The following is a 13,314-nucleotide window of genomic DNA, read 5'->3' as shown; positions in this document are numbered from 1 at the left end:
GGTGTATAAGAGACAGGCCCCCGGCCACCCCCACCAGCAGCCCGCACGCGGCAAGGCGTATCGCACCGATCGCGGACGGCGGCCGTGGGCGGGCATGCGGAACCATGGGCGAACTCCCGGTCGGGCGGCGTCACAACAGCCACCGAACGTAACAGTTCAACCACGTTGCGGAGTGCCACATGCCAAGACCGCATGGCCCCGCGAACCGGGTCAGACCACGTCCGGGGTCATCGTGGTCGGCGACACGGTGTCGGCGGGGACGGACCGGCGGCGGAGCAGGGTGGCCCAGCGGCCCCGGGGACCGCGCTCGCGGCCCGCGACCGACGCGCCGGCCACCTCCGTCCCGGACACCTCGGCGGCCTCGGCCGCCGCGAGGTAGACGGGCAGGACGCCCTCGCCGAGCCGGGGATCGGGCAGCGTCTCCAGGTCGGGCTCCAGGCCGAGCGCGCGCGCCATGGACGGCAGGACCGCGGCCGCCGCCGACGCGTACCCCCGCGCCGACGGATGGTAGCGGTCCTCGCTGAACATCGAGAGCGGGTCGGCGGCGAACTCGCGTCCGAGCAGGTCGCCCAGCGACACCGACCGCCCGCCCCGCTCGACGACCGCGATCGTCTGCGCGGCGGCCAGCTGCCGGCTCGCCCGCCGGGCGATCCACTTGAGCGGCTGCATCAGCGGCTTGACCGACCCGAGGTCGGGGCAGGTTCCCACGACGACATGGCTGCCCGCCGCCCGCAGCCGCGCGACCGCGTCCGACAGGTGCCGGACGGACTCCGCGGGCGGCACCCGCCCGGTCACGTCATTCGCGCCGATCATGATGACGGCCATGTCGGGACGCACCTGCAGCGCCTGCCCGACCTGCCCGGCGAGGGCGGACGACTGCGAGCCCGACCGCGCCACGTTCGTCAGCCGGACGGGCCGCTCCGCGATCGACGACAGCCCCGCCGCCAGCATCGCCGCCGGCGTCTCGTCCGGGTCGTGGGCCCCGAGCCCGGCCGCGGTGGAGTCGCCGAGCATCACCAGCGACAGCGGCCTGCCGCCCAGCGAACCGCCGTACAGGCCGTCGGCCACCGGCGGATCGCCGTTCACCGTGGCCCCGATCATCCGGCGGGCCAGCCTGGCCTCCACGACCACGAGCCCGAACGTGATCCCGCCGAGGGCCGTGATGCCCCCGCCCCCGTAAGCCGCGGCCGCCGCGATCCTGCGCGCCGTGAACGCTCTCAGCATGCCCCGATCACCCTCCGTAACTGGCCGCCCCTATACCCCCGCCCGAGGTGTTGATGCCCGCGATGCCCCTTCCGCGCTACCGTCGGAGACGGGAATGTATCCGGTTCCGTATCCTGACTCCGCGGCTACACGCGGGTTGAACAGGGAAGCAACACGCCAAGACTGACACACTGAACCGACAAGGACGTCGCGGTGCACGTATACGACTCGCTGGTCGAGCTGATCGGGAACACCCCGCTCGTCCGGCTGCGCAAGGTGACCGGTGGCCGGGGCCCGCAGGTGCTGGCCAAGGTGGAGTACTTCAACCCCGGGGGCTCGGTGAAGGACCGCATCGCGGTCCGGATGATCGACGCCGCCGAGCGGTCCGGCGCGCTGCGTCCGGGAGGGACGATCGTCGAGCCGACCTCGGGCAACACCGGCGTGGGGCTCGCCATCGTGGCCCAGGAACGCGGCTACCGGTGCGTCTTCGTCTGCCCGGACAAGGTCGCCAAGGACAAGATCGACGTACTGCGCGCGTACGGCGCCGAAGTCGTGGTCTGCCCGACGGCGGTGTCACCCGAGCACCCCGACTCCTACTACTCGGTCTCCGACCGGCTGGCCGCCGAGCTTCCAGGGGCGTGGAAGCCGAACCAGTACACCAACCAAGAGAACCCGCACTCCCACTACGAGTCCACGGGCCCCGAGCTGTGGGAGCAGACCGAGGGCCGCATCACGCACTTCGTGTCGGGCATCGGCACCGGCGGCACCATCAGCGGCACCGGCAAGTACCTCAAGGAGATCTCCGGCGGCCGCGTCCAGATCGTCGGCGCCGACCCGGAGGGATCGGTCTACTCCGGCGGCACCGGGCGGCCCTACCTCACCGAGGGCGTCGGCGAGGACATCTGGCCCGAGACCTACGACCGGGACATCTGCGACCAGATCATCGCGGTGTCCGACAAGGACTCCTTCACCATGACCCGCCGCCTGGCCCGCGAGGAGGCGCTGCTGGTCGGCGGCTCCTGCGGCATGGCCGTGGTCGCCGCCCTGCGCGTCGCCGCCGAGGCCGGCCCGGACGCGGTGATCGTCGTCCTCCTCCCCGACGGCGGCCGCGGCTACCTCAGCAAGATCTTCAACGACGAGTGGATGGCCGACTACGGCTTCCTCACCCCCTCCACCGAAGAGGCCCGGGTCGGCGAGGTCCTCACCCGCAAGAGCGGCACGCTGCCCGAGTTCGTCCACGTCCACCCGCACGAGAGCGTCCAGACCGCGATCTCGATCATGCGCGAGTACGAGGTGTCGCAGCTTCCGGTGATGAAGGAGGAGCCGCCGGTCATGGCCGCCGAGGTCGTCGGCTCCGTGGTGGAGAGCGACCTGCTCGACATCCTGGTCAAGGAGCACGCCAAGCTGAGCGAGCCCATCGAGCTCCACATGTCGGCCCCCCTCCCCACCCTCGGCTCCGGCGAGCCGGTCAGCAAGGCCGTCGAGGTCCTGGAGAAGTCCGGCGCCGCCGTCGTCCTCGTGGACGGCAAGCCCAAGGGCCTGGTCACCCGCCAGGACCTCCTCGGCTTCCTCGCCGCCTCCTGACCGCCCCCCGAAGCGCCGGAGCCAAGCGGGCTCCGGCGCTTCAACTTTTCTGGAACCCGCCCGCAAGGCCGCGGTCGCATTCGCAAAGAATGAGTAATGTGCGACAACCAACGAAGTGAGTTGCGCGTCAGTGGCACTTTTCGGTGATTTGCCGCCCCATTCCGAGAAATCTTGCAACTGACGAGAACTCCTCTCGTTAATGAGGCATCTCACCCCATAGAACGGTCGGACGATTCCGAGAGGTGATCACATGAAAACCGCACCGCGCATGGTGGTGACCGGCCTGGCCGCCACCGTTGTCGCACTCGCCGCCGGCGCCGGGGCCGTCCCCGCCAACGCCGACGGCCCGGGGACCGACCGGCGGATCGTCGCCGCCATCGAGGCCCAGCCCTGGAAACTGCTCAAGAAGGGGGACGAGAACTACCGGGTGGCGGCGGCCCGCTGCTTCCTGGCCCAGTTCAAGTACTTCAACGGCTGCAACCCCAAGGCCGCCGCATCCGACGACTTCGACGACACCATGGTCGCCGCCGTCAAGAAGTACCAGGGCGACCGCGGACTCCAGAAGACCGGCGAACTCAACGACGAAACGTGGGTCACGCTCCGCAACGACCACGGCATCGCGCGGCCGGGTGACACTCGCGTCAGCCTGGTCAAGGGGCTGCAGCACTCGCTGAACATCCTCGGCGACGCCATCTCGGTCGACGGCGTCTACGGGAATGGCACCAAGACCGCCGTCTGGAACTTCCAGAAGCGCAAGGAGATCGGAACCGACGGCTCAGTCGGCCCCATCACCTTCCGCGCCATGTTCGCCCAAGGCGCCGAGAGCCGGCGCACTCCCCGCTGACCGCAGTCCGGCTAACCCCGCACTGCCCCTGATCCGTCACGTCCCCCGGGGGCGGGGATGAAATGGATGACCTCCGGGTGGCCCCCACGGCCACCCGGAGCCTTTTGAACCAGACGTTCACCCAGCTTGGACAGGGTCACTCCTGACAGAACGGAACCGGTTGTCAAACGGATCGATGGCCCGAACAGAGTAGGTATGCGAACTCCCCGGAGCCAGACCGGTGTCGGTGTAGGTCAGATCCTGCAACTCCCAGAACCTGGATTCGCTCTCGACGGTGTGGATGACGGTGCTGTCGTCACGGATGACTTCGTACTTAAGCTTCTTGTTGTCGCGATCCCAGGTTTGTTTCCAGGTGACCTGGAGTTGCCCGGTGGTGCCGTCAGGTTTGGTGACGGTGGGTTTGCGGACGGGCTCCGGCGGGTTGACGTCACGGGTGACGGCGAGGCTGCCGAACCGGGTAAGCCCCTGCTGCTTCTTCTGGCTGTTGACGGTGGTGAAGTCACCGCCAACCCAGAGGTATTTGCCGTTGTTGTCCATGGCGCGCGGGCCTTGGTTGTAGGTGGTGGGGCCGCCGTTTGTGGTGGGGAACCAGTGCAGGATCGGCGGAGTGTCGTGGGCCGGGTCGAGGCGGGTAGGTTCGGCGAGGAGCCGTTGGTAGGGGTTGTCGGGAGTGATCTCGGGAAAGCCGTCTGGTTGGCTGCGGCAGTCGTGGGCGTGTGAGCCGCTGTAGAGCAGGCCGTCCATGATGGTGAGGGCTTGAGTGGCGCCCAGGCAATTGTCGATCCAGCGGGTGGTGCCGTCGTCGGGATTGAGGGCCAGGCGGCCGTCGAAGGTGTTCTGGCCGTTAGCGGAGGCGTAGATCGCCTCGTTGTCCTTGACCAGGTCAGTGACCCAGGAGCGGCGGGCTTCGGAGACGTAGTCGACACCGGTGGCCCAGGGGGCGCTTGCGCCGGTGTCGGTGTAGACGGCACCCAGGCCGTGGGGTGGGTTGTCGTTGAGGCGGTGGAAGTCCCCGCCGATGACGACCCGCGTGCCGTCAGGTGAGGTGATCATGGCGTGGACACCGCGGTCGGCAGTGGGCGCCCAGGAGGTGAGGGCGCCGCCGGCAGTGGCGAAGGCGGCCAGCCGTTGGCGCGCGACGCCGTCGACGGTGGTGAAGTAGCCGCCGGCGTAAAGGGTCGTCGAGGTTGCGGTGAGCGCCTTGACGCGGTTGTTCAGCTCATGCTTGAAGCCGTTGAGTCCGCCGGAGGGAAGGTCGAATGCGGCGATCTTCCCACGGGATTGTCCATTGATCTTGGTGAAGTCGCCACCGACGTAGAGCTTGGTTCGGTCAGGTGAGAGTTTGAGTTCCCAGACCGCGTCGCAGACCCATTGGTTGTTGCCGAGGTCATCGCAGTCGTTTTGTGGCTTGGTGTTGGTGAACGGAGTGCCTTCGACGGTCGGCGCCCACGCCAGGGGCTGACCCGTGACGGCGTTGAAGGCAGCCAGGTTCTTGCGGGGTTGTTCTTGCGCGTCGCCGGGTGCGGTACCGGGTGGGCGGATGTGGTCGAAGTTCCCGCCGACGTAGACGGTGTCGCCGAGCATCACGATCGTCCAGACCACGCCGTCGGTCTGCCAGGTAGGCAGGTCATCGGCAGTGATCGTGACGGGCACGCCGGGTGGCGGTGAGGTGTCGGCGACCGCCGGTGTCGAGACGGTGGCGGTGAGGACGAGACCGATCAGACCGAAGGCCGTCAGGAGTCGTCGGCGGATGGTGGACGTCGGCGGTGAGATGGGCGCGACTGTCATGGAGGTGTCTCCTGAGCTCATCCGACTCTGGCTTGACTGAGCGTCACATTCTTTGGTTAAGAGAACAAGTTTGTTCTGGCGAACACTTCGGCTGTCACAAAGAACATTCGGGGATGAAAGTGTCCGCGCGCAGACGCGTAAAGGGTGCTTCTGGTTGTCATGAAGTCCAAAGATGGACATGATCTTTGCTATGACCTGCACGATCGCCGATCCGGACCTCGAAGTGCGAGGTAAAGGCTTGATCGATCGGCTCTGACAGAAGATCGTCGATGGAGTTGACCACCTCGTTGAGAGATGCGGGCCGTGCTCGAAGGAAGGCGGTCCGTGCTCTCGGCTCCCCGAGGAGATACGGCATGCCGTCCTGCCCTGCGTCCCATTTACTTCTCGCCTCTTCGGCTCCACCGCAAGTGCGCAGGTTGTCGCTGGGCCATGTCGTTTCGTCAGGTATCCAAGGCGCCGACCGGTGTCAGACGTTGCCGTGTAGGAGGACGTCGTGAAGACGAACCGCAAACGGCTATTGCTGGACATCCGGCAACCGTTGCGTCATCTCGCTGCGGGTGTGAGCGTGGTGATGGCGATGGGGCTGGCGTCGGCACCGGCGGCGCAGGCCGATCCGCCGCACTCCAAGCGGCCGAAAGTCGCCGACCAGGAACGCACGGTCAAGGGCAGGGACCTCAAGGTCCGCCCCCGCACGCCGGACCCCGCCACAAGGTCCGCCCCGAAACCGAAGGCGTCCTGGCCGCACTCCGGCACCGCCGAGGTCACTCTCACCGGCAAGCAAGCGAAACGCTCAGGAACCGTTGAGGGCATAGTCCGGGCGGGACACCTGCCGGTCGCACTTGCCGCGCCCGGACCCGCTCCCAAGGACACCGCCTCGAAGAACGCTGCTGCACGGCCGGCGCTGAAGGGATCAGCAAAGGTCACCGTGCTTGACCAGGCGACGGCCCACCGGGCCGGTGTGGAGGGGCTGGTGTTCACCCTCGTCCCCGACGCCAAGGCGACAGCGGGCCGGGTGGGCGTCCGGGTGGACTACTCCTCCTTCGCCCAGGCATTCGGTGGCTCCTATGGAACCCGGCTGCGGCTCGTCCAGCTCCCCGCCTGTGCGCTGACCACACCCGCTAAACCGGAATGCCGCACGTCCGCCCCGGTCACCACTGCCAACAACGGCGAAACCAAGACTTTGACCGCCGACGTTGAGACCATCACACCCGTGTCACCCACACTGACTCCGATGGTGCTGGCAGCCGTCGCAGCGCCCGAAGGATCGCTAGGCGATTTCAAGGCGACCAAGCTGGAGGCGTCGGCCACCTGGGCGATGTCGGGGAACACCGGTGATTTCACCTGGAGCTATCCAATGCGTGTGCCGCCGGTGCCCGGTGGCTTGTCGCCGAAGATTCAGCTCGGATATTCGGCGCAAAGCGTGGATGGCCGCACCAGGAACACCAACAACCAACCCTCCTGGGCGGGCGAGGGGTTTGAGTTCTCACCCGGGTTCATTGAGCGTCGTTATAAGTCGTGTGAGGACGATGGTGTCCCGAACGGCCCGGGTGGCAAGCCGCCAGGGGATCTGTGCTGGGGGTATGAGAACGCGGTCGTCACCTGGAACGGTAAGGGCGGCGAGCTGATCAAGGCCGCCGACGGAACCTGGCGGTTGAAGGACGACGACGGCACCAGGTTCGAACGCCTCACCGATCCTGCCAACAACAACGGTGACGAGGGCGACAACGGCAAGGAAGGTGAGTACTGGAAAGTCACCACCACCGACGGAACCCAGTATTTCTTCGGCCGAAACCACCTACCCGGCTCCGACTCCGGAGGTGCGGAGACCAAGTCGGCCTGGACCGTCCCTGTGTTCGGCGACGACGACGGCGAGCCCTGCCATAAGGCGTCTGGTTTCGCCGCCTCGTGGTGCCAGCAGGCATGGCGGTGGAACCTGGACATGGTCCTCGATCCCAACGGCAATGCCATCGCCTACTACTACCAGCCCGAGATCAACCACTACGGCCGTAACCTCAACCCCGCCGACGCCACCCAGTACACCCGCGGCGGCTACCTCAAGAGCATCGACTACGGCTTGCGCTCCAACAACGTGGTCGGCACACCGGCGGCCCGGGTGCTGTTCGATACCGCCGAGCGTTGCATTCGCACCGCCACCTTCGACTGCGCCGAATCGAAGATCTCAACTAATCCCGATCAGTGGGCCGATGTCCCCTGGGACATGAACTGCAACGTCGGCACCCAATGCAAGGACGGCCACGGCTCCACCTCGCCCACGTTCTGGTCCCGCAAGCGGTTGATCAAGGTCACAACCCAGATCAACAAGGGCGCCGGGTGGCCCTACCGCAACGTCGACTCATGGGCCCTGGACCACAAATGGGGCGCCGACACCGACGAACGCGACCTTCTCGCCACAGAGATCCAGCACATCGGACTGGCCGGTCCCACCGCTGCCGCCAACATCGCGCTGCCCAAGGTCACGTTCAACCACACTCCGAAGGCGAATCGCCTCGATCAGGCCAACGACGGCCTCCCCGCCTATACCCGATACCGGGTGAACAAGATCTTTGACGAGTCCGGTGGCGAGATCGACATTGCCTATTCCGGTGCGGAGTGTTCCCGGTCGGCTCTGCCGACACCGGAGACCAACACCAAGCGCTGCTCTCCCTCGCTCTCGATTGTGCCTGGACAGCCGGCACCACTCACCGACTGGTTCCACAAGTACGTGACGACAAGCGTGAGCCAGGTCGACCGGACCGGCCGGGCACCCGACATGGTCACCAAGTACGAGTATCTGGGCGGCGCGGCCTGGCATTTCGACGACGATGACGGGTTGACGCGCGAGAGGACGAAGACCTGGTCGCAGTGGCGCGGCTACGGTCAGGTGCGCACCGTGATTGGCTCGGCTGGCACACCCGCAGCGCAGACTGACACGTTCTATCTGCGGGGGATGGACGGCGACCGCAAGTCCCCCGGCGGCGGCACCAAATCCGTCACCGTCTCCGACGGCGAAGGCGGCACCCACACCGACCACGAGGCCGTGACCGGGTTCACGTTGAAGGCCGTCACCTACGACAAGCCGGACGGGAACGTCCACACCAAGACCGTTACCACGCCTTGGCGCGCGAAGACCGCTGAGCGCCAGCGCTCCTGGGGTACCACCACCGCCAACATCACCGACGTTGCTGCCACCAGGACCTGGACGGCCAAGGACGGCGGCGGCTGGACCGAGACTCGGACCGACACCACATACCAGGCCACCGGACCTGGGACTGGCCGCGCCACCATGGTCAACGACCTTGGCGATCTGGCCCGCGGCGATGACGACAAGTGCACCCGCACCGAATACGCCGACAACGCGGGCGCCTGGATGCTCAGCTTCGCCTCCCGGGTGGAAACGGTCGCGGTGGCCTGCACTGTGACGCCCGACCGGTCCAAACACGCTATCTCGGACGCTCGCACTTACTACGACGGCAAGGGCCTGGGCGAGGCCCCGATCAAGGGGCAGATCACCGAGATCGAGAAGATTGCCGAACATGACGGAAGCAGCGCCTCCTATGTCACCGGCGAACGCACCAAGTACGACACTTACGGCCGTCCCGTCCAGGTCACCGATGCCGCCGGGCAGACCGCCACCACTGCCTACACAGACGTCGCGGGCCTGAACACCCAGGTCACCTCAACCACTCCGCCAGCCAAACCCGACGACCCGGCAACCACGCTGAAGACAGTGGCACAACTAGACTCGGCATGGGGAACCGTGATCGCCAAGATCGATCAGTCGAACCAGGGACTCCGCACTGATCTGGAATACGACGCCCTCGGGCGGCTGACGAAGATCTGGCTTCCCAATCGTTCCACCAAGGACAACCCCAGCTTCCAGTACGAATATCGGGTGGCGGACGGTCAGATCGTGGCCGTCACCACCAAGACGCTGACCGCGTCCGGCGGGCAGCGCGTTTCCGAAATCGAGCTCTTTGACGGTTTGCTGCGATCCCGCCAGACCCAGGAACCAGGACCGACCGGTCGGCTAATCGCCGACACCTTCTACGACGAACGCGGCCAGACCGTCAAAACCTACGCCGCCTACCCCGCCGCCGAGGAACCCAAACCCGAACTGTTCGGCGCCAACACTCAAGGTGATGTCGAGACACAGGCCCGCACCGAGTACGACGGGCTTGGACGCAAGACCATAGAACGCCTCGTCACCGGCAATCAGGCATCGGGATCTGAGACCGAGAAGTGGCACACCAGCTACAGCTACGGAGGCGGCAACCGAATCTCGGTGACGCCGCCCAGCGGCGGGACCCCGACCGCCCAGTTCACCGACGCGCGTGGGCAAGTGACCGAACGCCGCCAGTACAAGGTCGCCACCCCCCGCGGCGAGTACGATGCCACGGCCTACACCTACACGCCTGCCGGGCAACTCGCCACGGTCACCGACCCCTCCGGGAACGTGTTCACCACCGCCTACGACCTTCGGGGTCGCAGCATCACAACCACGGACCCCGACAAGGGAACGACTACCTTCACCTACGACGACCTGGACCGGCTCGTATCTTCAACCGACGCCCGCGGCACAAAGGTCTTCACCAACTATGACGGCCTCGGGCGCAAGACCGCGATCCACGACGGCTCACCTACAGGCGACATCCTGGCGTCCTGGACCTACGACACCGTCGCCTACGGCAAGGGCAGGCCCGCCGCCTCCATCCGGCACACTAGCAACGGCGACTACACCAGTCGTGTCGACACTTACGACAAACTCGGCCGTACTACCGTCTCCTCGGTGACCGTCCCCACCTCCCAAGGTCCCTTGGCCGGAACCTACGTCTTCAGCACCACTTACAACTTGGACGACACCATTCAAAAGGCAGGAGTACCCGCAGCCGGAGGGCTGCCGGCCGAGGACTTGCAAACCAGCTATGACGACTACCTGCGTCCCCTCACCCTCACCACTGGGCAGACCACCTATGTCGGCACGACCCAGTACACCCCCACCGGAAAACCCAAACTCCTCGAACTCGGCGCCACCGGGAAACGCACCTGGAACACTCAGTCCTGGGAGTACGGCACCCAGCGACTGGCGGGGTCACGGACCTACCGTGAAGGGATCGCGGGTGATGATCGCAACGCTGCTTACCACTACACCGACGCCGGTGCCATCACCTCAATCACCGACACCTCCAAGGCCGGGATCGACAACCAGTGCTTCACCTATGACCATCTGCAGCGCCTCACTCAAGCCTGGACCCAGGGCACCGGCACCGCCTGTGCTGCCGATCCAACCGCGAGCTTGATCGGCGGGCCCGCCCCTTACTGGCAGACCTTCACGTACGATAAGGCCGGTAACCGCACCAAAGAGATCCGGCACGGCACCGGCGGACTACCCGACACTGTTCGTGCCTACACCTACAGCGAGCCTGGACACGGCAATCGTCTTAACAGCATCGCTCAGACCGGCGCTGCCGGTGACCGCACCGACACCTACACCTACGACGCTACCGGTAACACCAGCCAAATCACCCGAAGCGCCACCCCCGCTTCCAACACCCAAACCCTTGATTGGAACACCGAAGGCCAACTGGCTAAGGTCACCGAAAACGGCAACGCCACCACTTTCGTCTACGACGCAGACGGCAACCGACTGGTCCGTCAGGATCCCGCTGGCGCCACCCTCTACCTACCCGACGGTACCGAGCTCCGCGCCGCCAACGGCGCCGCCACTGCCACCGGAACTCGCTACTACACCTACGCAGGCCAAACCATTGCCCAACGCACCACCACCGGTGTCACCTACTTGAGCGGCGACCACCAAGACACCGCCCAAATCGCCGTCAACGCCACCGACCTCAAAACCACAGTCCGGCGCACCACCCCCTTCGGCGCTATTCGCGGCCTGGACGACAAGGCCACATGGCCCAACGACAAGGGCTTCGTCGGCGGCACCCAAGATCCTACCGGTTACACCCATCTCGGCGCCCGAGAATACGACCCCGAAACCGGCCGTTTCATCTCCCTTGATTCAATTTTTGACCCGGCAGATCCCCAGTCTTGGAACGGATACACCTACTCCGACAACAATCCGGTAACCCTCAGTGACTCATCCGGGCTCTATGCTTGCGCGAAACCCAGCGAATGCCAGAACATTACTCCACGCGTCAGCAATGACACGCCACGCGGAAACTGGGCGGAAAAGAATCACCCCGGCTCGATCTGGCACGGTCGCGAGCTTGGGGCCCGGCAAGTCAAAGAAACGGAAGATAAAGAGAAGGAAGAAAGAACGGCCGAGAGCAAGCGTAAACAGAAGGAGTTGCAGGATCGCCTGGAAGACGAATGGGCGAAGAGTATCGGCAGAGATGACGATAACTCTGACGGCGTGCGCCTCGTCTGCGGCTATATCGGCGACGTGCAAGGGTGCGTGTCGTCTGATGTGGTCGCTCGTATGGTGATGTGGTATTTCGGCGTTGGCGAGATCAGCAATTGCCTAGAACACAAGGAAAGCAAAAGCTGTCTATCCGCCTTCATTAACTACGCGCTCAAGTGGAAACTCCGGGGCAAGAAACCTGGCCCCGGCCCCAAACAGCTTTGCCGACGAGGTTCCAGTTTCACTCCCGGCACAATGATCCTGATGGCCGACGGCAGCTACAAACCCATCGAATATCTCAGAGTCGGCGACAAAGTAATCAGCACAGACCCCAAGACCGGAAAGACCAAATCTGAATCCGTCCTGGCGACCATCACCAGCAAGGGCGATAAGAACCTCGTCCGTATCACTATCGACGGTCAGGGTCCGCGCCCTCACTGGACCGTCGACAACAAGCCCGTCCACTCTAATACCACACTCCGCAACATTGCACATGCTAGGAGCGGGATCCTCATAGCCACCGACAGCCATCCTTTCTGGGTTGGTGGCAACCTGAACCAGTGGGTCAAGGCAGCCGACCTCGAACCAGGCATGTGGCTCCGCACCCGGGCCGGCACCTACGTTCAGGTTAAAGCCACCAAAGTCACGACGGCCCATCGCCAGCGGGTTCACAACCTCACCATCGCAGAACATCACACCTATTATGTGAGTGTCGGCAAGACGCCTGTGCTCGTCCATAACGTTCCGTGTGTTACCAGCTACTCCGATCACGCAAGACGCCGCATGAGTCAGCGCGGCATCTCTGAAGACATGATTGAGCAGACTGTGCGAACCGGAAAGAAGATGAAAGGAAAAGATCCCGGTACCAAAAAATACAAGTCCAACAATCTGTGGGTAATCCTCAATAATGAAGGAAAAGTGGTATCAGTTGGACGAAATTAATGAATAACGATGCTCGTAACGCTCAAATCATCGTGTCCGATGAGGTTGATGCACTGTATATCAAAGTTGCTGATCAAATAGGCGAGGGCGAGGTGGCACATAGTGAGTCGTTTGCGCTAAGTGCTCGTGCTTCGGAGGTTGTATTTGACCTTTCTGCTGACGGTCGCCTCCTTGGTATCGAGATCATCGGCATCGAAGGCCTGCTGAAGAATATGGAACGTTCATAGTGTTCGTTTATGACGAGAGATTGTTAGTCCGGTATCGAGCGTTCCGGCCTATTGACTTTGTGGTGCTTGCTGAGGTGAGCACGTCGAGCCCGGGGGTTTTCCGGCAATCGGGAGTGTTTTCGATGCGATGACCACAGTTACTGATTGGTCGCCTAGGGTGGACAGGGCCAGGGTTGGGTGGTCCAACGTGCGGCCGTTAGGTGGCGTTGGAGGGCGTCCAGGAGGGGTGGGCCGGCGCGGACTGCTCCGCCGCCTATGACGATCAGGTCGGGGTCGATTATGAGGATCAGCGGAGCTAGGCCCTGAACGAAGCGGGCGGCGATCGTGTCTAGGATTTTTGGGGCGGTCGGGTCTCCGGTGCG

At 64.6% G+C, this 13,314-nt stretch carries 6 protein-coding genes and 1 pseudogene; 4 read left to right on the top strand and 3 right to left on the bottom strand.

Annotated elements, in window-relative coordinates; translation table 11 throughout:
* Window positions 1-210: 210 nt before the first annotated feature.
* Window positions 211-1,224 carry an SGNH/GDSL hydrolase family protein gene (locus E1298_RS19505; RefSeq protein ID WP_131895245.1) on the bottom strand — a complete coding sequence of 338 codons (1,014 nt, stop codon included), beginning with the start codon at window positions 1,222-1,224 and terminating at the stop codon, window positions 211-213.
* 192 nt (window positions 1,225-1,416) lie between these two features.
* Here E1298_RS19505 and E1298_RS19500 point away from each other — a divergent pair, with 192 nt between their 5' ends.
* Window positions 1,417-2,787: a cystathionine beta-synthase gene (locus tag E1298_RS19500; protein WP_131895243.1), complete on the top strand. Its 1,371-nt coding sequence runs from the start codon at window positions 1,417-1,419 to the stop codon at window positions 2,785-2,787.
* Window positions 2,788-3,037: 250 nt separating this feature from the next.
* Window positions 3,038-3,631, top strand: coding sequence for a peptidoglycan-binding domain-containing protein (locus E1298_RS19495; RefSeq protein ID WP_131895241.1), 594 nt, complete (start codon window positions 3,038-3,040; stop codon window positions 3,629-3,631).
* Between the two features lie 117 nt (window positions 3,632-3,748).
* On the opposite strand, the gene E1298_RS19490 is transcribed toward E1298_RS19495, so the two are convergent.
* On the bottom strand, window positions 3,749-5,419 hold the full coding sequence (locus E1298_RS19490; RefSeq protein ID WP_131895239.1) for a hypothetical protein: 1,671 nt from the start codon (window positions 5,417-5,419) through the stop codon (window positions 3,749-3,751).
* A 493-nt stretch (window positions 5,420-5,912) separates the two neighbouring features.
* Here E1298_RS19490 and E1298_RS19485 point away from each other — a divergent pair, with 493 nt between their 5' ends.
* Together E1298_RS19485 and E1298_RS19480 are read left to right on the top strand one after the other, a co-directional pair.
* Window positions 5,913-12,725: an RHS repeat-associated core domain-containing protein gene (locus E1298_RS19485; protein WP_131895237.1), complete on the top strand. Its 6,813-nt coding sequence runs from the start codon at window positions 5,913-5,915 to the stop codon at window positions 12,723-12,725.
* A complete protein-coding gene (locus tag E1298_RS19480; RefSeq protein ID WP_131895235.1) occupies window positions 12,725-12,952 on the top strand; it encodes a DUF2283 domain-containing protein in 228 nt (75 codons plus the stop codon). The genes E1298_RS19485 and E1298_RS19480 overlap by 1 nt, the downstream gene beginning before the upstream one ends.
* 152 nt (window positions 12,953-13,104) lie before the next feature.
* Here E1298_RS19480 and E1298_RS51835 read toward each other — a convergent pair.
* A pseudogene (locus E1298_RS51835) lies at window positions 13,105-13,311 on the bottom strand (hypothetical protein); the annotation flags it as partial.
* Window positions 13,312-13,314: the final 3 nt, after the last annotated feature.

Origin of the sequence: Actinomadura rubrisoli, from assembly GCF_004349215.1 — a bacterium.
Classification (GTDB): domain Bacteria; phylum Actinomycetota; class Actinomycetes; order Streptosporangiales; family Streptosporangiaceae; genus Spirillospora; species Spirillospora rubrisoli.
The sequence above is the reverse complement of the archived record's forward strand: the minus strand, read 5'-3'. Positions and strand labels throughout refer to the sequence as shown.

What these genes read in the sequence shown, in the direction of transcription:
- E1298_RS19505 (WP_131895245.1), bottom strand. Translation starts at nt 1,224, where the DNA reads ATGCTGAGAGCGTTCACGGCGCGCAGGATCGCGGCGGCCGCGGCTTAC.
- E1298_RS19495 (WP_131895241.1), top strand. Translation starts at nt 3,038, where the DNA reads ATGAAAACCGCACCGCGCATGGTGGTGACCGGCCTGGCCGCCACCGTT.
- E1298_RS19490 (WP_131895239.1), bottom strand. Translation starts at nt 5,419, where the DNA reads ATGACAGTCGCGCCCATCTCACCGCCGACGTCCACCATCCGCCGACGA.
- E1298_RS19480 (WP_131895235.1), top strand. Translation starts at nt 12,725, where the DNA reads ATGAATAACGATGCTCGTAACGCTCAAATCATCGTGTCCGATGAGGTT.